General features: G+C 63.0%; 22 protein-coding genes and 1 tRNA gene. 10 read left to right on the top strand and 13 right to left on the bottom strand.

All coding sequences use genetic code 11. From position 1 onward, the window contains the following. The 3 genes from carB to Q8N40_RS26130 form a co-directional block, all read left to right on the top strand. On the top strand, nt 1-1914 hold a 1914-nt coding region (gene carB / locus Q8N40_RS26120), incomplete at its 5' end, for a carbamoyl-phosphate synthase large subunit (protein ID WP_305713869.1). 141 nt (nt 1915-2055) lie between these two features. Then, entirely contained in the window at nt 2056-2532 is a 477-nt protein-coding gene (gene greA, locus Q8N40_RS26125) for a transcription elongation factor GreA (RefSeq protein WP_079538496.1), read from the top strand. A gap of 231 nt (nt 2533-2763) precedes the next feature. After that, nucleotides 2764-3180: a DoxX family protein gene (locus Q8N40_RS26130; protein ID WP_305318603.1), complete on the top strand. Its 417-nt coding sequence runs from the start codon at nt 2764-2766 to the stop codon at nt 3178-3180. Nucleotides 3181-3289: 109 nt separating this feature from the next. Here the strand turns inward: Q8N40_RS26130 and Q8N40_RS26135 are convergent, their stop codons facing one another. Then, entirely contained in the window at nt 3290-3769 is a 480-nt protein-coding gene (locus Q8N40_RS26135; protein ID WP_305713870.1) for an Lrp/AsnC family transcriptional regulator, read from the bottom strand. Nucleotides 3770-4036: 267 nt separating this feature from the next. Here Q8N40_RS26135 and trxB point away from each other — a divergent pair, with 267 nt between their 5' ends. From trxB to Q8N40_RS26160, 5 genes are all read left to right on the top strand, one after another. Further along, on the top strand, nt 4037-5002 hold the full coding sequence (gene trxB, locus Q8N40_RS26140) for a thioredoxin-disulfide reductase (RefSeq protein WP_305318582.1): 966 nt from the start codon (nt 4037-4039) through the stop codon (nt 5000-5002). 38 nt (nt 5003-5040) lie between these two features. Further along, entirely contained in the window at nt 5041-5934 is an 894-nt protein-coding gene (locus tag Q8N40_RS26145) for a LysR family transcriptional regulator (RefSeq protein WP_305318604.1), read from the top strand. Between the two features lie 469 nt (nt 5935-6403). After that, nucleotides 6404-7321 (top strand): 4-hydroxy-tetrahydrodipicolinate synthase, encoded by a 918-nt coding sequence (dapA, locus tag Q8N40_RS26150; protein WP_305713871.1) that lies wholly within the window; start codon nt 6404-6406, stop codon nt 7319-7321. A 206-nt stretch (nt 7322-7527) separates the two neighbouring features. Beyond that, nucleotides 7528-7677, top strand: a complete 150-nt coding sequence (locus Q8N40_RS26155; RefSeq protein ID WP_305318584.1) for a hypothetical protein — start codon at nt 7528-7530, stop codon at nt 7675-7677. Between the two features lie 130 nt (nt 7678-7807). Next, entirely contained in the window at nt 7808-7957 is a 150-nt protein-coding gene (locus tag Q8N40_RS26160; protein ID WP_305318585.1) for a hypothetical protein, read from the top strand. 98 nt (nt 7958-8055) lie between these two features. Here Q8N40_RS26160 and Q8N40_RS26165 read toward each other — a convergent pair whose 3' ends face one another. The 6 genes from Q8N40_RS26165 to Q8N40_RS26190 form a co-directional block, all read right to left on the bottom strand. Beyond that, the gene (locus tag Q8N40_RS26165; protein ID WP_304739475.1) at nt 8056-8739 is read right to left on the bottom strand and encodes a ParA family protein; all 684 of its coding nucleotides are present in this window, start codon (nt 8737-8739) and stop codon (nt 8056-8058) included. Between the two features lie 178 nt (nt 8740-8917). Continuing rightward, nucleotides 8918-9250, bottom strand: coding sequence for a hypothetical protein (locus Q8N40_RS26170; protein WP_305318586.1), 333 nt, complete (start codon nt 9248-9250; stop codon nt 8918-8920). 174 nt (nt 9251-9424) lie between these two features. Next, a complete protein-coding gene (locus Q8N40_RS26175; RefSeq protein ID WP_305318587.1) occupies nt 9425-9778 on the bottom strand; it encodes a hypothetical protein in 354 nt (117 codons plus the stop codon). Nucleotides 9779-9929: 151 nt separating this feature from the next. Then, nucleotides 9930-10006 (bottom strand) — tRNA-His (locus Q8N40_RS26180). Nucleotides 10007-10240: 234 nt separating this feature from the next. Beyond that, nucleotides 10241-10672: a phasin gene (locus tag Q8N40_RS26185; RefSeq protein WP_305318588.1), complete on the bottom strand. Its 432-nt coding sequence runs from the start codon at nt 10670-10672 to the stop codon at nt 10241-10243. A 244-nt stretch (nt 10673-10916) separates the two neighbouring features. Next, nucleotides 10917-11300, bottom strand: a complete 384-nt coding sequence (locus tag Q8N40_RS26190) for a phasin (RefSeq protein WP_305318589.1) — start codon at nt 11298-11300, stop codon at nt 10917-10919. A gap of 293 nt (nt 11301-11593) precedes the next feature. Here Q8N40_RS26190 and Q8N40_RS26195 point away from each other — a divergent pair, with 293 nt between their 5' ends. Further along, on the top strand, nt 11594-15031 hold the full coding sequence (locus Q8N40_RS26195; RefSeq protein WP_305713872.1) for a PAS domain-containing protein: 3438 nt from the start codon (nt 11594-11596) through the stop codon (nt 15029-15031). A 59-nt stretch (nt 15032-15090) separates the two neighbouring features. On the opposite strand, the gene Q8N40_RS26200 is transcribed toward Q8N40_RS26195, so the two are convergent. The 5 genes from Q8N40_RS26200 to Q8N40_RS26220 all read right to left on the bottom strand — a co-directional run bounded on the left by Q8N40_RS26200 (nt 15091) and on the right by Q8N40_RS26220 (nt 19516). Next, nucleotides 15091-15606, bottom strand: coding sequence for a response regulator (locus Q8N40_RS26200; RefSeq protein ID WP_305713873.1), 516 nt, complete (start codon nt 15604-15606; stop codon nt 15091-15093). A gap of 156 nt (nt 15607-15762) precedes the next feature. Beyond that, nucleotides 15763-16137: a response regulator gene (locus Q8N40_RS26205; protein WP_305713874.1), complete on the bottom strand. Its 375-nt coding sequence runs from the start codon at nt 16135-16137 to the stop codon at nt 15763-15765. Between the two features lie 14 nt (nt 16138-16151). Further along, entirely contained in the window at nt 16152-16967 is an 816-nt protein-coding gene (locus Q8N40_RS26210) for a sensor histidine kinase (protein WP_305713875.1), read from the bottom strand. Continuing rightward, entirely contained in the window at nt 16964-19222 is a 2259-nt protein-coding gene (locus Q8N40_RS26215; protein WP_305713876.1) for a methyl-accepting chemotaxis protein, read from the bottom strand. Before Q8N40_RS26215 ends, Q8N40_RS26210 begins: the two co-directional genes overlap by 4 nt. A gap of 84 nt (nt 19223-19306) precedes the next feature. Then, the gene (locus Q8N40_RS26220) at nt 19307-19516 is read right to left on the bottom strand and encodes a hypothetical protein (RefSeq protein ID WP_305713877.1); all 210 of its coding nucleotides are present in this window, start codon (nt 19514-19516) and stop codon (nt 19307-19309) included. A 59-nt stretch (nt 19517-19575) separates the two neighbouring features. Here Q8N40_RS26220 and Q8N40_RS26225 point away from each other — a divergent pair, with 59 nt between their 5' ends. Next, nucleotides 19576-20403, top strand: coding sequence for a metallophosphoesterase (locus tag Q8N40_RS26225; RefSeq protein ID WP_305713878.1), 828 nt, complete (start codon nt 19576-19578; stop codon nt 20401-20403). Here Q8N40_RS26225 and Q8N40_RS26230 read toward each other — a convergent pair. Continuing rightward, the coding region (locus tag Q8N40_RS26230) for a cyclic nucleotide-binding domain-containing protein (protein ID WP_305713879.1) at nt 20342-20722 on the bottom strand (381 nt) is incomplete at its 5' end. The two genes, Q8N40_RS26225 and Q8N40_RS26230, sit on opposite strands and share 62 nt — an antisense overlap.

The following is a 20722-nucleotide window of genomic DNA, read 5'->3' on the forward strand; positions in this document are numbered from 1 at the left end:
ATGCGCGGCATCGTCGAGATGGAAAGCAAGATCAAGCAGAGCGGCCTGCCCGCACATGCGTTCGGCATGCGGACCCTGAAGGCCATGGGATTTTCCGACGCACGGCTGGCGGTGCTGACCCAGGCCACCGAGGCCGAGGTCACGGCACAGCGCCAGGCGCTCGGGGTTCGCCCGGTGTTCAAGCGCATCGACACCTGCGCCGCCGAGTTCGCTTCGCCCACCGCCTATATGTATTCGACCTATGAATCGCCGTTCGCGGGCGCGATGGCCGACGAGAGCGCGCCGACCGACGCCAGGAAGGTCATCATTCTCGGCGGCGGCCCGAACCGGATCGGCCAGGGCATCGAGTTCGATTACTGCTGCTGCCACGCCTGCTTCGCGCTGCATGATGCCGGTTATGAAACCATCATGATCAACTGCAATCCGGAAACGGTGTCGACCGACTACGACACCGCGGACCGGCTGTATTTCGAGCCGCTGACTGCGGAAGACGTGCTGGAGATCATCGCCACCGAACGCAAGAACGGCACGCTGCACGGCGTGATCGTGCAGTTCGGCGGCCAGACCCCGCTGAAGCTCGCGCGCGCGCTGGAAGCGGCCAATGTGCCGATCCTCGGCACCTCACCCGACGCCATCGACCTCGCCGAGGACCGCGACCGCTTCAAGCGCGTGCTCGACAAGTTGCGACTGAAGCAGCCGAAGAACGGCATCGCCTATTCGGTCGAGCAGGCGCGGCTGGTGGCGGCCGATCTCGGCCTGCCGCTGGTGGTGCGCCCGTCCTATGTGCTCGGCGGCCGCGCCATGCAGATCATCCGTGAGGACAACCAGCTCAGCGACTATCTGCTCGGCACCTTGCCGGAGCTCGTGCCCGGCGACGTCAAGGCGCGCTATCCCAACGACAAGACCGGCCAGATCAATACCGTGCTCGGCACCAATCCGCTGCTGTTCGACCGTTATCTCTCCGACGCCATCGAGATCGACGTCGACTGCCTGTGCGACGGCAAGGACACCTTCATCGTCGGCATCATGGAACACATCGAGGAAGCCGGCATCCACTCCGGCGATAGCGCCTGCTCGCTGCCGCCGCATTCGCTGGATACAGCGATGATATCGGAGCTGGAGCGGCAGACCCGCGAACTCGCACTCGGCCTCGACGTGGTCGGATTGATGAACGTGCAATACGCCATCAAGGACGGCGACATCTATGTGCTCGAGGTCAATCCGCGGGCTTCCCGCACCGTGCCGTTCGTCGCCAAGGTGATGGGCATGCCGGTGGCGAAGATCGCGGCGCGAATCATGGCCGGCGAGAAGCTGGCGGACTTCAATTTGAAGAAGCGCAAGCTCGACCATGTCGGCGTCAAGGAATCGGTATTTCCGTTCGCCCGCTTCCCCGGCGTCGATACCGTGCTCGGCCCGGAGATGCGATCGACCGGCGAGGTGATGGGCATCGACCGCTCGTTCGAGGTGGCGTTCGCCAAGAGCCAGCTCGGCGGCGGCACCCGTGTGCCGCGCAAGGGCACGGTGTTCGTCTCGGTCCGGGAGATCGACAAGTTCAGGATCCTGGAGGCGGTGCGGCTGCTGCACTCGCTGGGCTTCAAGGTGATGGCGACCTCCGGTACCCAGCGTTTTCTCGCCGACAGCGGGGTGCCGACCGAGAAGGTGAACAAGGTGCTGGAGGGTCGGCCGCATATCGTCGACGCCATCATGAACGGCGACATCCAGCTGGTCTTCAATACCACCGAAGGGCCGCAGGCGCTGGCCGACAGCCGGTCGTTGCGCCGCGCTGCCCTCTTGCATAAAGTGCCATATTACACCACTCTTTCGGGTGCCGTGGCAGCCGCGCAGGGGATCCGCGCCTATCTGGGCGGGGACCTTGAGGTCCGCACGCTGCAGAGTTACTTTTCCGAAACCTGATCGTTTGACCGGGCGCCCGCGCCCGGCAATGGATCGGTAATGAATCCGGCATGACTGGAACTCGCCAGCCATGAGGGTGTTCTGTTTCGGCGTTTATGCGTGCCGCGGATTGGTCCGCATGAAGTTGAAGGACGAAGAGCTATGATGGAAAAGGTTCCGATGACCGCGGGCGGCTATGCCGCCCTCGAAGTCGAGTTGAAGCAGCGCCAGTCGGTGGACCGTCCGCGGATCATCGAGCACATTGCCGAGGCGCGCTCGCATGGCGACCTTTCGGAGAACGCTGAATATCACGCCGCGAAGGAAGAGCAGTCGCACAATGAGGGCCGCATTGCCGAGCTCGAGGACAAGCTCGCGCGCGCCGATATCATCGACATCTCGAAACTCTCCGGCGACACCATCAAGTTCGGCGCGACCGTCACGCTGGTCGACGAAGACACCGACAAGAAAGCCGTGTGGCAGATCGTCGGCGAGCCGGAGGCCGACGCCAAGAAGGGCCGCATCTCCATCACCTCGCCGCTGGCGCGCGCGCTGATCGGCAAGAAGAAGGGCGCGTCGGTGGAAGTCGTCGCCCCCGGCGGCGCCAAGGCCTACGAGATCACCAAGGTCGAGTGGCGTTGATCGCGCGTTTTCGAATTCTGACAGTTGAGACAGGCCGGGATATTTCCCGGCCTTTTCATTGTCCGGTCGGCAACACAATTTCGCGTGAGCGATCCCGCGCCCGGCCGGCATCAGTCCGATGCTGCTTTGCGATAGGTCGTGGATTTCTTGCCGCGAAGCGCTTTCCCTCGACGCCGCGACGCGATACGAATTGTTCGCGGCTCAAACTTTGGGGGATACATCATGGACCAAATCGACAAGATGCTTGCGAAATGGCAGTCGACGGCGCTCAGCCTGTTTCGCTTCATCACCGGCTTGCTGCTGTTTCAATTCGGCGTCGCGAAGATACTGAAGTTTCCAGTCATTCCGCAGGGTAATTCTTACGCCTTCCTCAACAAGGTGGAATTGATGTCGCTATCCGGCGCCGCCGGTGCAATTGAGTTGATCCTGGGCGCTCTTTTGATGCTCGGACTGTTCACACGGCCTGTCGCCTTCATTCTTGCCGGCGAGATGGCCTTTGCTTATTTCATCGGTCACTCGCCGAGGGGATTTTTCCCGCTCATCAACGGCGGCACACTCGCGATCCTGTTCTGCTTCGCCTGCCTCTATCTATCGACTTCAGGCGGTGGACCCTACAGCCTCGACGCCATGATGCGGAAGAAGTCGTAACGGCGTTCTGATCCGTCATTGCGAGCGAAGCGAAGCAATCCATCTTGCAACAAAGGGGATTGCTTCGTCGCTCCACTCCTCGCAATGACGACGCCTCAACCGATGTGCCCTAGCCCGGCACTTTCAGTTCCAGCGGCACCGCGGCTTCGTATTTCGAATTGTGCAGCACCAGCGAGGTCCGGACGTTGCGGACATGCGGCGCGGCGGTCAGGCGGGTGACGAAATCCTGAAACGTCGACATGTCGGGCGCGACGCATTTCAGGATGAAGTCGACCTCGCCCGACAGCATCCAGCATTCCCGCACCAAAGGCTCGGCGCGCACGAATTCTTCGAACGCGCGCAGGTCGGCATCGGTCTGGCTGGACAGGTGCACCGAGGCGAACACCGTAACATCGAAACCGAGCCGGCGCGGATCCAGCAGCCCGCGATAACCCCGGATATAGCCGGCTTCCTCCAGCGTCCGAACCCGGCGCAGGCAGGGCGGCGGCGAAATGCCGACGCGTCTGGCCAATTCGACATTGGTGATTCGGCCGTCGGCCTGGATTTCGGCGAGGATTTTGAGGTCGATTTCGTCAAGATTCTTCGACACGCGGGTCCTGGTCCTGGCTGATGCGGCTGGTGGGATGAGTATCGGCAACACTCTTAGCGCAGGTTGCGCGGCTTGCGCAATTTTATTGCGCGTGCAGTGCATCATTATTCCACCTCACAGGGAAAATTCGCGGATATGGATTGCAATTCTTGCATAGCTTGCCAGATGCCCTATCTTGGATTTGACACTTTCAGCGACGGCGTGACGCCTTTCAAGGCACTTTTCGCTCGAGCGCTGGCCAAACTCCCTTAAGAGTGGACCTGCCCTATGCCTGCGCCCATCCATGCCAAAGTCGTCATCATCGGATCCGGCCCGGCCGGATACACCGCGGCGATCTATGCCGCGCGCGCGATGCTCGAACCGGTGCTGATTCAGGGCATGCAGCCCGGCGGTCAGCTCACCATCACCACCGACGTGGAGAACTATCCGGGTTTTGCGGATGTGATCCAGGGGCCGTGGCTGATGGAGCAGATGGAAAAGCAGGCCGCCCATGTCGGCACCAAGATGGTCACCGATCTCGTCACCAGGCTCGAACTGGCAGAGCGACCGTTCCGCCTGACCTGCGACAGCGGCGACGTCTATCTCGCCGAAACCGTCATTCTCGCCACCGGCGCGCAGGCGCGCTGGCTCGGCACCCCGTCGGAAGAAAAATTCAAGGGCTTTGGCGTCTCGGCCTGCGCGACCTGCGATGGATTTTTCTACCGCGGCAAGGAAGTGATCGTGGTCGGCGGCGGCAACACCGCGGTCGAGGAAGCGCTGTTCCTGACCAACTTCGCGTCGCAGGTGACCGTCGTGCACCGCCGCGATCATTTCCGCGCCGAGCGCATCCTGCAGGATCGCCTGTTCAAGCACCCCAAGATCAAGGTGGTGTGGGACTCGGCCATCGACGAGATCTGCGGCACCGAGAACCCGGGCAAGGTCACCCATGTCAGGCTCAAAAACGTCAAGACCGGCACCCTGACCGAGCTTGCGGCCGACGGCGTCTTCATCGCGATCGGACATGCACCGGCGACCGAACTGGTGCTCGGCCAGGTCAAGCTGAAACCCTCGGGTTATGTCGAGGTGGCGGCGAACTCGACCGCGACCTCGGTACCGGGTGTGTTCGCCGCCGGCGATGTCGCCGACGAAACCTGGCGGCAGGCGGTCACCGCCGCCGGCCTCGGCTGCATGGCCGCCCTCGAGGCCGAACGCTTTCTCGCGCTACGCGCCAGCGACCGCGCGGCGGCGGAATAATCATGCCCAGATCTCGACCCCGCGATGGATTTACCGATATGGATTGGGACAAGCTGAAGGTGTTTCACGCGGCGGCGGAAGCAGGCAGCTTCACGCATGCCGGCGAGCAGCTTGGGCTGTCGCAATCGGCCGTATCACGGCAGGTCAGCGCGCTGGAGCAGGAGCTCTCGGTGTCGCTGTTCCATCGCCATGCGCGCGGCCTGATCCTCACCGAGCAGGGCGACCTGCTGTTTCGCACCGCGCATGACGTGTTTATGCAGCTGCAGGCGGCGCGCGCCAAGCTCACCGACAGCCGCGAGCGGCCGAGCGGTGATCTCAAGATCACGACCACCCCGGGGGTCGGCATCAACTGGCTGATTCCGCGGCTCGGCGAATTCACCGCGCTTTATCCGGAGATCCGGATCCAGCTGATCGTAACCGACGAGGAACTCGACCTGTCGATGCGCGAGGCCGACGTCGCGATTCGTACCCGCAAGCCGACGCAGCCCGACCTGATCCAGCGCAAGCTGTTCGCGATGGGCTTCCACGCCTACTGTTCGCCGGAATACATCAAGCGCTTCGGCACCCCGCGCACCCTCGACGAGCTTGATGCGCACCGCATCATCACGCTGACCGACGGCCAGATCGCGCCACATCTGCAGAACCGCAACTGGCTGGTCGAGGCCGGCCGCAACGGCGCCGGCCCGCGCGAGTCGTATTTCAAGGTCAACAACATCCTCGGTCTGGTGCGCGCCTGCCAGCAGGGCCTCGGCATCGCCGCCTTGCCGGACTATCTGGTCGAGGAAAACAACCGACTGGTGCAGCTGTTCGGCGAGTCGGACTCGATCCAGCTCGATACCTATTTTGTGTATCCCGAAGAGTTGAAGTCGGTGGCGCGGGTACAGGTGTTCCGCGATTTCGTGGTCAGCATGGCGCAGCGCTGGCCGTCGTAGTCTGCCGGCTTTCTTGAACCCCGGACTCCGCATGACTGACATGCGACTGGGACGGTTGCTGCGAGGCACCAACGCGGATCATAATGTCTACACGCTGAGAATTCGTGTTGCGCATTTGTCCCCCTCCTCCAGTGGCGCGAGCGCTCAGTAATCCCTCTTGGAAGGTGATTGTGTCGGCCTCACGTGGCCAATACCTTAAGCCGGGCTCGTTCGAGCCCGGCTTTTTTTTTGCCTACGACGTTCACACGCGGTTGCAGCTCTCGTCGTTGACAGTTTTGCGTTTGCCGATCATCATCTTCCGATGATCGCGATTTCGTGCAAGCTGACGCTGTCGAAAAACGGTTCCCTTCCGGGGACTGGAGATCGACGGGCGCGATAGACATTACGCTCACACGATCCTCAAAACCCCGCCGTCTGGACGGGGTTTTTTTATTGTCCCGTCTCCGGCTCACCCCAAGGAGATGGACCCATGACCGACCTTCGATCGCAATTGCAGGGCCTGTGGCTGCCCCTCGTGACGCCGTTCCGCGACGGCGAACTGGACGAGGCATCGCTGCGCCGGCTGGCCGGACATTACGCGGCCGGACCGGTCGACGGCTTGATCCTGGCGGCCACCTCGGGCGAAGGCATGACGCTCGGCATGGCCGAACTGGAGCGGGTCGTCGCACTGGTCCGCGACGGCATCGCCGACGGCGGACGCACGCTGCCGGTCTGCCTCGGGCTGTCGGGCGCCGGCACCTCGAAGATGCTGGATGCGCTGGATGAGACGGCGGACTGGCCGATCGACGGCTACCTGATTGCCAGCCCCTATTACACGCGGCCGTCGCAACGCGGTCTGCTGCAGCACTTTACCGCGCTGGCGGACCATGCCGCGTGGCCGATCGTGCTCTACAACATCCCCTACCGGACCGCGGTCAGTATCGACAACGACACCCTGCTGCGGCTCGCCGAACATCGCAACATCGTCGGCCTGAAGGATTGCGGCGCCGACCGCGCGCGGTCGATCGAACTGCTCAGGCAGCGGCCGGCCGGCTTTCGGGTCCTGACCGGCGAGGATGCGCACTATCACGAGGCGCTCACCGACGGCGCCGATGGCGCCATCCTGCTGTCGGCTCACATCGAGACCGCCAGCTTCGCGGCGGTGCAGGCGCATTGGCGCGAAGGCAACCGCGACGCCGCGCTCGCATGCTGGCAAGGCCTTTCCGAGCTCACCAGCCTGTTGTTCGCCGAGCCGAGCCCGGCGCCGGCCAAGTACTGGCTGGCACGGACCGGGCTGATCGAGCGCGCCGAAATCCGCCTGCCGATGGTGGAAGTGAGCATCGCCCTGGCGGCGCGGCTCGACGCCGAGATCCAGCGACGAGCGGCGGCGGCAACCCGCGCGGCCTAGCTGGGGCGCCGCGTATCTGCAATCTCGGCCTTGCGGAGAGGGATGCAAGGTGCGTGCGTTGAAGGCGCCGCAGCCCCGCAATGAACCCGTTCAATTCCGCTGGTTAATATCAGGTGAAACCGACCGTTCAAATTCAGCAGATAGCGAGGCGCCGTTTTTAGAGTTTGAGGCTTATTGAATCCCCATAACAAAAACGGGGGAAGCCAATGACCACTCAATCCATCACGAATACCAAATATCCGGTTTGCGCGCGGGCCCGGCGAATGCAGGACGTTTGGCTGGTGTCGTCTTTCGGCCTGTGGGCCGCCATCCTCGGCCTGTCGCCGGTGCTGGCGTTCCGCCTGCTGATGAGCTGAAGCCCCCAAGTGCTCATCGTCGTTAATCGACGGTAGCACTTGTGGTCAAATGCGAGCGAAATCGCGGCCGGCTTTTTAAAATTCCGGCTGTATCAATAACCCCCACAAAAGCAAAAAACGCGGGGGCGTCATGAACATCGAGAACAATACTTTTCCTGAACCTCAGGGCTTTTCCGTCCAGGGTTTTTCTGTCCAGGACATTCTCTGGGCGGTCGGCGTCTGGTCGGTGATCCTGTGCCTGTCACCGGTGATCATTTTCTACATGCTGATGGTGGCGTGAAGAAGCGATCTTCGCCCTGCCCTGGAGGGGGAAGGTAAGCGCAACAGAAAAACGCGCGGAGGCCGCGCGTTCTTTGTCAACCTGGCAGTGCGGCAGAACTATGCCGCCTGCTGCTTGTGCATCGCGCCGGTCGCGGATCCATTGCCGCGAATGGCCTTCACCGAGCGTTCGATCGCAGCCCATAGCCGGCTGATTTCCGCCGCCGCGCGACCCTCGGCATCATACTCGCGCGCGCCTTCGCCATGGCTGAGCGCCATCAGGAGATCGGCGCGGTTGGTGATCTGCCCGCCCCATACCGGCGCGCGGAACTTGGCCAGCGCTTCGCGCGCGATGGTGACGATCGGGCTCTCCGCTTCGTCACGGCGTGCCGGCGCGCCGTTGATCACGACGGCATAGGGCTTGCGCGCGGCGCGGCAGGTCTGAATGGTTTCCTGCACGGCGTTGACGTCGAACACACCCGGCCGCGCCGGAATGATCACCATGGTCGCGTTCTTGATGGCATCGTCGACCACGGCCGACAAATTCGGCGGCGTATCGATGAATACCCATTCGAAGCCGTCGCGCTTGGCGGCAGCCACGATCCCGCTGACGGAATTGACGGCGGTCTTGATCGTGGGTTCGTTGGTGCCGCGCAGCTTGTGCCAGAGTGTCAATGACCCCTGCGGATCGGCATCGACAAGCAGACACGGCTTCGTAACCTTATGGACATGCGCAGCGAGATGGGCGGCAAGGGTACTCTTTCCCGAGCCGCCTTTACGCGATGCGAAAACGATAACGTTCATACCTTCGCCTCCAGATTGACCCCAGATGGCGAAAATGAATCAGCGCGCTGATTCGTGGAAGAAAAATTTACCGTCAAATGGACGGAAGCCCCTGATTAGTCGGCCGAGTGGGCTTTTGAGTCACACCATGCGCTGCAGCAGGGGCAACAATCGAATCCCGACGGTGCCAGAACCCGAGTCATTGCGCATTTTTTACGCGTTCGCGCTCGGCTTTCGCACGCTGCCGCGCATCCCACTTGCGTTCGATCCATCCCAGCGCATTGGCCATCGGTGTTTGCAGGAAGGGCACATCCTGCGCGAACAAAACGAGTCCGAGCGGCAGCATCCAGAGTCCCAGGATCGGCAGAAAACTGAAAATGCCCCCGACCATCAGCAGGATCGCCAGCGGAATCCGCACCAGGATCGAGGACGGCTTGCGCAGCCAGCCGATGAATCGCGCCGGCCCCGGCGGAAGCTTGTCCTGAAACCAGGCAAAATGCCGATCGAGCTCTCTCCTGGAATGTTTGCTCACAGAATCTCTCCTCACCCCTGAGATTGGAGATGTGCACGATCAACGGTGTCGCAAGGGTCGGTTTTTACGCCGGCCTGGGGAACAATCGGCAAGCAGGCACACCAGCGGCGCGGCACCGGCATGCAGGCGCTGCTTCACTTCAGCTTATTGACCATCCGATACGATCCGCACGTATCAGCTTGTCTCGGGCTTCGCGGGCTTCTTTTTCGCCTTGGCGGCCACCGGCTTTCGCGCCTTTGCCGGCGTGATGCCGAGAGGCCTTCCCGCATGGACCGGGGCAAATGCGGACGGCGCGGGCCGGAAATGCCCCCGGCACGGCGGGCTAAGCTGGGATTTGTTCTGGATCATGCAGACCGTGATGCGGTCGACGTCCGGGATGTAGGCGCTGCACAGCCGCATCGCATCGGGGGTACAGGCCTGCTGCTGCTCCTGGGAATAGCCCTGGCCCGCGGCAGGCAACGTCGAAACCGCAAGCGCGGTCGCGAGCATCAAACCAAACTGAAACGTGCCGGACCGGAGCGCAAACATGAATCCTCCCAAAAATTCCCTCAGGAATCCCCACAGGCATTGGCAGAATTGTGGGTGAACCGCGGGGGATTGGCAAGCAGGGGTCGAGCGCAGGGTGGGAGGTCGCCGTGGACAAGAGGCGTAGGCCCGGATGCGTCTTGGTGATGCGTCTTGGTACAGTTGGGTGGGCTCGAACCACCGACCTCCTGCTCCACAGGCAGGCGCTCTAACCAACTGAGCTACAACTGCATCCTTGGCGGGCCCTGAAAACAGGGTCGCCGAACGTGGCGGAAACTAGGTGCAACGCCGCCCTTTGGCAAGGCCGGTGGGATGCCCGGCGGTGGTCGGTCCTGAACCGATAAAAGTTCACGCTTTGCAGCGTTTGCCGGGCAAAAAGCCCGCGAGTCTCGCCGATTGAGCGCCGTTCACAACAAAAAGCCCGGGCTGACCGCCCGGGCTTTTCTGGACGACGAAACGGGCCTGTCAGGCGGCCGGCTTGAACAGCTTCGACGCGCTGGCCTTGATCGGCTCGGCGGTTTCCGCCGCAACCTTCTGGCTCAGTTCGGCCAGCTGCTTGGTCTGGGCGGTGAAGGTTTCGAACTGCTTCTTCGCGTGCGAGGTCCAGAGCTCCATCGCCTCGGTGGGCGATTTCACGCTGAACAGCTCCTGCGCGAAGTCGAGGCTCGCGGTGGTGTTGGCCTTCATGATTTCCATCAGCTTGGCGGAATATTCGCTGGCGCCCTTGCTGGCGGTCGTGAACACCGCCTCGATGGTGCCGTTATGGGTCTCGGCGGCGTCCTTGAACTTGGCGTAGCTGTCGCGGGCCTGCGAGACGCCCTTTTCGGCGAACGCACGCATCTGCTCGGGGACTTCGAACGGGATCACGGAAGCAGAGAAAGGATCGGAATTGGCCATGCTTGTATCCTTCGCTTTGGGTGAAAAAATGTGACCCCTCGTACGTTCCTGGCGCGCACCGGAGAAACGTCGAACTGATCACGCAGAACGGGAATGCCCTTCGTTGGGCAACATATGACACTCTTAGCATGCCGTTTTGGTGCATTGCAACGCGACTTTTAGTGCAATGCCGCATAGCAGTACCCAGCCGAACGCACGTTCCGGCTGCGGAACCCAAAAAAATCAACTAACCGACGGTATTTGCTCAGCTTTTTGGCTTGGCGGCATCCATCGCCGCCTTGCTGACGATCTGGCCCATCTCACTGGCCTGCTCGGCCAGCGACCGCATCTGCGCCTGCACATATTCGGTATGCAGCCGCATGATTTCGGTCAGATCCTTGGCGTGCAGCAGCGATTGCGCATAGTTCAGCGAGGCCTGGACGTTCTTTTCGGCATAGGACATCGCCTTGGCGCCGATGTCCTTGGCGCCGGCGGCAGCCGCCTCCCGCTTCTCCTCGATGGTTCCGGCGGTCGCCTGCGCGCCGCTCAGGAACTTCTCGAAGGCCTGACGGGCCTGATCGAAGCCGGCCTCGGCCATCGATCGCATTTCCTTGGGAATCTCGAAAGGGTCACGTCCTTGTTCGCTCATGGTCCTACTCCCTGTTCCGGTATCCGCAGCTAGCCTTGCCGATATGACACGGCATCCGCCTGTTCCCATCGTGGACCTCTGGACGCCGTTTGCAACTGTCCAACGCCAAAGCCCGGCGCAAGGTTCAGCCAGGTTAAGGTTATCTCGGCTTTGCGCGGCTCCGCGGCCGCAAACCGTGGACCTGACCTTGCCGGCGGGCGATACTAAGGGTTCGTTAAGGCTGTCATCGTTTGGCCGCCGAACTCTTTGCCATCGTCTTAGCCAAGGCCCAACCAGTCAGCCATGTCACTACGATGAACAATGCGGAATTCCAGTTGCGAGGCGTTGGCGATCCGAGGCTGGCAGTGCATGCCACCAGCGCGCTGCCGGTCTGGCTGTGGTCGATCGACGGCACGCGAATCTGGTGGGCCAATCCGGTCGGCGCCAGCTTGTTCGGCGCAATCAACGGCGCCGTGCTGGCCGGCAGGATTTTCGGCCCTGCGGACCAGCACCGGCGCCAGGTGGCGCAGCTCGCCGGACGGCTGTCGCCCACCGGCGCGATCCGGCTGGAGCGGCTGCGCGGCTTCGGTGCGCCGCTCGGCACCCTGATGACCTGCGGTTGCGCGCGGCTCGAATTCGCCGACGGCAACCACGGCATCCTGATCGCGGCCGCCGAATCGGCCGGCCGCGCGATGCCGCTGGTCGAACGGCTGCAGCGCCTGGTCGAGGGCATCGACTCGCCGATCGCGGCGTTCGCGCGTGACGGCATGTTCGTCGGCGCCAGCGACGCCGCGCGGCCGCTGCTCGGCTTCCGCAATCTCTCCGAAGCCGGTCTCGACGAGGCGCGCAGCAACGCGCTGGTCCAAGGCCGCGTCGAGACGCCGGTCGGCATCGGCCACATGGTGCTGCAGCGCGTCGGCACCGGCGCGGATGTCGGGCTGGTTGCGCTGATGGTGCCGGCGCCTGCCCCGGTCGCTCCCGAGTTTGTAGCGGTGCCTGATGACGAACAGCCGGCGATCTCGGACGCGGCTCCCGCCGGGTTCGTCCTGATCGACGAGGCATCGTCAGCAGAGGCGGTTGCTGCCCTGCCACCCGAGCCCGTGCAGCAGTTCGCACCGCCGGCGGAGCTGCCGGCACCGGACTACGAACGACCGGCACTCTCGGGCGAAGCTCCGGCCGAGTTCGCGCTGATCGACGAGTTTGCGGAGCCTGACGAGACGCCGGCCGCCGCGCCTGTCGTCGAAGATCCGCTCAAGGAAGATATCGACCTGCAGTCGGTGTTGCAGCTCAAAATGCCCCCTGTCGAGGCATCGCCGATCGAAGCGCCGGTGGAAGCCGCGACGCCTGATCCCGTCGTTGAACCTGCAATCGAACCAAAACCCGCCAGCGCGCCGTCATGGCCCGGCGAGCTACCCACCGCGCGCGAGCACCCGCTGCGCTTCATGTGGCAGATGGATGCCGAAGGCCACTTCTCGCTCGGCTCAGATGAATTCATCCGCCTGATCGGCGCCCGCACCGCCGCCGGATTCGGACGGCGCTGGAGCGACATCGCCGCGTCGTTCGGGCTCGATCCCGACGGCCGTGTCGACAAGGCGGTCGCCACCGGCAGCACCTGGAGCGGCATCGTCCTGGACTGGCCGGTCGATGGCGGCGGCCGGTTGCCGGTGGAGCTGACGGGACTGCCGATCTACGATCACACCGGAAGGCTTGCGGGCTATCGCGGTTTTGGGGTTTGCCGCGATCTCGACGGACTGACCCGGCTCGAAGCGCAGCGCCGCCACGAATTCCTTAACCCGCGGCCACCGCAGCCGCTTTCCGCCGATATCGTCCAGCCCGGTCCCGCCGGCGACGGGCCCGCGGAGCCAACGGACATCCAGGCTGTTGCGCCGTCAGGTACGCCTGAATTGCCAGCGTTGATTGACACTCCGACTTCACACCAAACCGATTTGGAAACGCCCGTGGAAAGCTCCGAAACGCTCAAGAACGTCCTGCCGTTTCGCCCGATCAGCGAACCGAAATCGCCTGTCCTGACCCCGGTGGAAAACAGCGCCTTCAACGAGCTCGCCCGGCAATTATCGGCGCGGCTCGAGGGCGAAACCGGCGCGGCGGCGATGCCTGACGACGCCCCCAATGATATTGTTGAAATTGTCGAGCCGCTCCCGGCGCCCGAACCGACAGCTGTAGCGCCGGCAGAAGCACCGCAGTGGCTGGCGCAGCCCGAGCCGCCGGCGCGCGGCGAGACCCGGCGCGACAGGATGCTGCTCGACCTCGTACCGGTCGGCGTCCTGATCTACCGGCTTGACCGGCTACTCTATGCCAATTCGGCGTTTCTGGCGCGGATCGGCTATGACAGCCTGTACGCCCTCGAAGAGGCCGGCGGCCTCGACGCGCTCTATGTCGAACCCGGCGTCTCCAGCGCCTCAAGCACGTCCGATACCGGCACGCCGGTGACGATCTCCGCGAGCCAGCCATCGGCCGAACGGGAGCCGTCGCCGTCAACCGACGCCCGCCTCTACACCATTGCGTGGGACGAAGATTCGGCGCTGGCGCTGATCTGCGCGGGCGCCGCAGGCGAAGGCGCCGCGATTGCCGCCGCCATCACCCAAGCGGTCCCGGCCAGCGAGCCTTCGGCCGTCGGTCACGCCAATGCCGAGGAGCTCGGCGCCATTCTCGACACCACCGCCGAAGGCATCGTGATGTTCGATGGCGAAGGCAACATTAACTCGTGCAACCGCAGCGCCGAGGCGCTGTTCGGCTACGACGGCGCCGATCTCGTGCAACGCAATCTCTCCGACATGTTCGCGCCGGAAAGCCAGCGCGTGGTGCAGGATTACCTGGAGAGCATCAAGGGCGCCGGCGTCGCCAGCCTGCTCGACCACGGCCGCGACATGCTGGGCCGCGTGCGCGGCGGCGGCATCATCCCGCTGTCGATGACCATGGGGCGGACCCGGCCCGACGGTCCGAACTTCTTCGCGGTGTTTCGCGATCTTTCGCAGGCCCGCAAGAACGAGAGCGAGTTGCAGCAGGCGCGGCGGCTGGCCGAGCGCGCCGCCAACGCCAAGGCCGACATGCTGGCGCGGATCAGCCACGAGGTTCGCACCCCGCTCAACGCCATCATCGGCTTTTCCGAGGTCATGATCGGCGAACGCTTCGGCTCGCTCGGCAACGAGCGTTACGTCGAATACATGAAGGACGTCCGCGCTTCCGGCGAGCGCGTCATCGCCATCATCAACGACCTGCTCGATCTCTCGAGGATCGAGACCGGCAAGCTCGATCTTGCCTTCGTCAACCAGAACCTCAACGAACTGGTGGAGAGCTGCGTCGCGGTGATGCAGCCGCAGGCCAACCGCGAACGCATCATCATCCGCACCTCGCTGGCGCATGCGCTGCCTTCCGTGATCGCCGACGCCCGCGCGCTGCGCCAGATCACGCTGAACCTGATCGGCAACTCGATCCATCTCGCCAATGCCGGCGGCCAGGTCATCGTCTCCACCGCGCTGTCGGATTTCGGCGAGGTGGTGTTGCGGGTCCGCGATACCGGACACGGGCTCAACGACAACGAGGTCGCGGCCGCGATGGAGCCGTTCCGCAACCATGCGCCGTCGGATCAGTCCTCCGACGGCTCCGGCCTCAGCCTGTCGCTGACCAAGGCGCTGGTCGAAGCCAACCGCGCGCAATTCCAGATCAAGACCGGCCCGCATTCCGGCACGCTGATCGAAGTGGTGTTCTCGCACGCGGTGGCGAAAGCCTGATCGGTCGCCGTCAGCCGGAAGACACCCCGTTACGCCACGACCGCCAAGCGATCCAGTCGTCACTCGCTCGGACTCACCGTCGCGCCGGGACTGTGAGGGCGCTGTTTCGCTACATGCCATCGATCAATCATGGCATGGAAATCGGCGGCTTCGAATGGTTTGGAAAGGTAATCATCCATGCCCGCGGCTAGGCAGCCTTCTCGCTGGCCGGCCAGTGCATTGCCGGTCAATGCAATGATCGGCACCAGGCGCTTTGGGCCGGTCAGTCCGCGGATCATCATGGTCGCGGTAACGCCATCCATATTCGGCATATGCATATCCATGAGGACAAGGTCGTAGGTCTTGCGCTGCACGGCGGCAACAGCCTCCTCTCCATTGACGACCAGGTCTGCCAGGTGCCCCCGCCTGGACAACAATCTGGAGATCAGAACCCGGTTCATCTCATTGTCTTCGGCCACCAGGACATGGAGTTTGCGGTCCGGCTTTTCCATTATTGGCTCCACTGGCGGCGCCGATACCATTGGCATGTCACCGCCGCGATCATCGTCGCGCGCGGCGATACGCGGTTTCGCCATCTCGCGGCGGGCAAGGCATCGGAATGATCAGTCAAGGCGTCCTCACGATGGACGAGCCCAGAGCAGGCCCCGGCGGTTCCTGCACCTGCCGTACAGGCCCTGGACAAGCGATCTGGCGGTCGAAACGCGATGTCGCGCTTAGGCCGCGAGCTGCGATTACGCGTTGACCTTGAGCAGCCTGTCGACCACGGCGAGAAGATCGGCGTTGTCGAATGGTTTTGCCAGCGTTGCGTCGGCCTTGCTGCGCGCGAGCATAAGGGCCTCTTCAGCAAGAACCTGGCTGCCACCGCCCGAGATCGCCAAGACTCTGGGGCGATTGGGCTGTTGCTCCAGGAAAAGCAGTACCTCCATGCCATCGTGGGTCGGCATCAGCATATCGGTAATCACGAGGTCGAAACGCTGGCTCTTCAAAAGTTCGAGACCAGCCCCGCTATCGTCGGCCTCGACGATGGCGTGCCCTGCCCGCTTCAGCACCGCGGAGACGGCGCGACGCACGCCCTTCATGTCGTCGATCAACAAAATTTGCGCCATGGCATTTTCCTCGGTTAGCTGGTTTCAGTGACGGGAATATAAAGCGAGAAGGTGCTGCCGACGCCGATGGAGCTTTCGATGGCGATAGCTCCCTTCCAGTCGCGCAACACGCCGTAGACCATCGAGAGTCCGAGACCGATGTGGCCGACCGGCTTGGTCGTAAAGAACGGCTCGAAGATCTGTTCCCTGGTCGCGGCATCCATGCCATGGCCGGTATCGGCGACGGATATCCTGAAATAGGCGCCGGCCGGGATCGCTAGCGTGCAGGCAGCCTCCGTCAATTCAAGGCGATCGACCTGGATCGTCAGAGTACCGTTTCCGTCCATGGCATGAGCCGCATTGGCGGCCAGATTGGTCATGAGCTCTGCCAATTCGGCTTCATTGATGGTTGCGAAGCCAGCCGCACCACCATCGATGACCAAATCGACGCTCACGCCCGGCGGAAGCGATTTACCACACGATGCGACTATCCGGCTCACGGCTGCGGGAAGATCCGTAGGTGCCAGTTCCGGTTTTGCCTTTCGGGCAAACATCGAAATCTGGCGAACCAGATTGCGCGCCTGGTTACCGCTTTCCAGGATCATTGCGAGACTCTCGCGAGACTCATTCTGCTCGAGGGAGCCCTCGCTCGGCAGCGAGTCGAGTTCCAATTGTGTCAGGCCAATGATCGGTTGCAGCAGGTTATTCAGCTCATGCGCCACGCCGCCGGCCACGCGGCCCAGCGCAGCGAGCTTATCCCGGGTCTGGTCGGCGGCTTCCCGGCGGCGCGTCTCGGCCTCAGGCGCCGTGACCTCGCGCGGTGGCTTCGATTGCAGCGATACCGCGCTCATGCCGCTGCGAGGCGGGTTATGGCGCCTTCCATGAAGCTCAGATGGCCATGGTTGAGCAGCAGCTGGATCTGGCAACCGGCGGCGACGCGATCGACGAAGCGACCTTGCAGCGGGCGATCCAGTGTATCGATGCGCAACTCCAGCAGGGTGCCCGCCGCGACTTGCAACGGTCCGTCGAACAACGCCATGCCCGGCGAAACCTTCAGCACCCGGCCCGCGACGCTTTTCCCGTTTACCACAGCCGTAGCCGGAAGATCGACATCCAGCGCGCGCAGTTGGCGGTGCTCACCGAGATCGCGAAGCGAGGCCAGGAAATCCATCACCTCCGTGCTCAGCGCCGCGGTGTCCGCTGACAACACCGCGGACGTTCGCTTCACCTCTGCGGCATTTCCACCGGTCTCGTCAACCGCGCCCTGCACCTGCTCCATGCTTTGCGTCATGCTGGCGGCGTTGACCGTCACGGACTCGATGCTGCGCGCGATCTCCTGGGTCGCTGCGCTCTGCTCCTCCACGGCGGTGGCAATTGCCACTGCGGTCTCGTTGACACCGCGGATCGTCGCGGTGATGCCCTGGATCGCTTCGGCCGCCCCATTGGTCGCGCCCTGGATAGAGGCGACCTGACTTGCAATGTCGCTGGTCGCCCTGGCGGTCTGTTCCGCCAGCGCCTTGACCTCGCCGGCGACAACGGCGAAGCCGCGTCCGGCCTCGCCCGCGCGCGCCGCCTCGATCGTGGCATTCAGCGCCAACAGATTGGTCTGGCCCGCGATGCTGTTGATCAGCTTCACGACGGCACCGATCTGCTCGGCCGCATGCCGCAGTTCCTCGACCTTGGCGACCACGTCATCGGCCTGCTGCATCGCGACGGTCGACCCGCGGGCGGATTCGCTGGCCTGACGGCCGATCTCGGTGATCGAAGCCGAAAGTTGCTGCGATGCCGCGGCCACGGTCTGAATGTTAAGGGAGGTCTGCTCAACCTCGCCCAGCACTTGCGTTGCCTGGGTTCCCGTGGTCTGCGCCGCGATTTCAAGCGAGCCCGATGTCCGCGACATTTCGGCGGACGCGCCCGACAGGGATTCGAACGAGCCGCTCATGCTACGGCCGAAGAAGCCGATCAACTGGTCGATCTCCTCCTGGCGTCGCGTCGCGGCGGTCCGATCGACCCTCTGTGCTTCTTCGAGCCGGACTTTTTCGATGGCATTGTCCTTGAAGATCAAGACCGCCTTCGACATTTCTCCGATTTCATCGCTGCGGCCGGTATCCGCCAGTAGTATTCCAAGATTACCCTTTGCCAGATCCATCATCGCTCCGGTCATCGCGGACAACGGCTTCGAAACGGACCTGCCGATAAACAATCCGGCTCCCAGGACGGCAAGCGCGATCACCACGATGGCGCTTAGGATCTGCCATTGGATATTGTCGCGCACCACTTCATTCGTCCGCTCGGACTCGGCCCTCATGTCGTTGACGGCCTTCGATATCGTCTCGATGACCGGCTCGACCGCCGCGAACGACTCCGACATCGCCTTCAACTTGCCGGCAACTGCTGTTGCGGAGTCCATCCAGGCAAAGAAGTCACGCTGATAATCAGCGAGCTTTTGCTTCAGCTCAGCTTTCGCGGCTGCTGGAAAGTTCGCGCTTTCGATCCCGGCGGCAAACTCCGAAGCTCGCTTTTTCATCTCGTCGCCGTATTTGCGGTCGCGCCGCAGCATGAAATCCTTCTCGTGGCGGCGCATCATCAACATGGTGTTTAAAAGGGCGGCTTCGTCTAGTGCGTTGACTTGTGCTTCAATACCGTGAACGGACGAGCGCAGGCGGCTCTCGAGGCCCGACTTCTCATCCAGGCCGAGCCGGAGTTTCTCTTCGACGACCGAAGCGAAATGCGCCTGGTACTGCTTCAGCGACGCACTCATGGCATCGACCTGTCGCACCAGATCAGACTTTCCGCTTGCGGCGATCTTCCCGCGCAACACGTCGATATCGGCGGCGGCTGCTTTGCCAAACTCGATCTGGCTATCGACCTTTTTTGGATCGTTGCGGAGCAGAAAATCCTTTTCTGCGCGCCGGCCCTCCAGCAGTTCGACCTCGATCTTGCTGGAAAGCTCCGAAATCTCCCGCGCACTGGCCGCGGCATTTCGAAGGGGGGCCTGTGCCGACTCGCCATAAAAGTGGATGCCGCCGACCATGATGACGCCGATCACGCCGATCACGCCGATTGACGTAATCTTGTGGGTCAGGCGAAGCGAAAAACCATTCATCGTCTTTCCTTTGGTCACAACCAGGAATTGTTCGGTTGTCGCCGGACAGCCATTAACAATTTGCGCTAACGGGACTCCGTACTCCTACGGATCTCCTGTCGCGCCACCGTGATCGCGGAAGGCGGCCAGGAAATCCTGGACCTCCGTGCTCAGCGCAGCGTTGGTCGCGGCCTGGATCGAGACGACCTGGCTGACGGTCTGTTCCGCCAGCGCATTGACCCCGCCGGCGACAACGGTCGCGGCTGCGGGAATCTGTCGCGCCCCAGCGGCGCGGCACAAATCTTGCGTTGCCAATATTGTTTGAATGCAGGCGCTCCCGCTTGCCCAATCCTTAAGCATTTGGACAAATCGATATGCGCTGCCTTGTCGTAGCTGATCTGCATTATTCATTGCCGCAACTCGACTGGCTGCTCAGCGCCGCGCCGAATTTCGACCTCGTCATCTTCGCCGGCGATGCGCTCGACGTCGGATCGTTCGTCGACTTCCGCGCCCAGATCGTCGTGGTGAAGAAGTATCTCGAGCTGTTGTCCGGCATTACCCGGGTGATCCTGTGCTCCGGCAATCATGATCTCGACGAACGCAGTCCCGAGGGCGAAAAGATCTCGCGATGGATCAGCGACGTCCGCGAACTCGGCGTCGCCTGCGACGGCGACAACCTTGTTATCGGCGACACGCTCTTCACGGTCTGTCCATGGTGGGACGGACCGCTGGTCAGGCAGCGGATCGACGACCAGCTTCGCGAGGCGGCCCAAGTACGGCTGAAGCGATGGATCTGGGTGCATCACGCGCCGCCGGCGGATTCCCCGACCAGCTGGGGCGGCAAGCGCTTTTTCGGCGACGTCGAACTGGTGCAGTGGATCAAGAACTATCAGCCATCGATGGTGATTTCGGGCCATGTGCATCAATCGCCCTTCATCCCCGATGGCTCGTGGTTCGACCGCCTCGGCGACACCTGGGCGTTCAATACCGGCCTGCAGCCGGGCCGCCCGCCGGTCTATATCGTGCTCGATATCGATGACGGCAGGGCCTTCTGGCTATCCGCCGCCGATGCGCAATGCATCGACCTCAAGGCGCCGCTGCATCGGCCGGCGGCGCGGATCGAAGATCCGCCGGCGTGGCTCACATCCTTGGGTCGGATTGCCGATCCGAGCCTGGCGAGACCTGCGTCGGCGACAGGTTGATCATGCTCTGCAGGAGATCGCCGACCATCGCCAGATGATTCCCTTGGCCGGCATATTGCCGTTTGATGTCGGCGAGATAGGTGTTGGCGGCATTGAGCCGCTGCGCCAGCATGCGGGCGATCAGCAGCGCGACGCCGGGCTGCTGACGCAGGAACGAGGCCGCGTCCTTGCTCTCGAAAACGACGGCGACCGCCGCCGCGCGCACGGTCGCGGTGTGGGGCTGATCGAGCAGCACCGACATTTCGCCGAGCACCGCGCCGGGTTCGGTGATGGCGGCGACCACCGTGTCGCCCTTGATGACCTCGAGCCGCCCCTCGAT

Origin of the sequence: Bradyrhizobium sp., assembly GCF_030693485.1 — a bacterium.
Classification (GTDB): domain Bacteria; phylum Pseudomonadota; class Alphaproteobacteria; order Rhizobiales; family Xanthobacteraceae; genus Bradyrhizobium.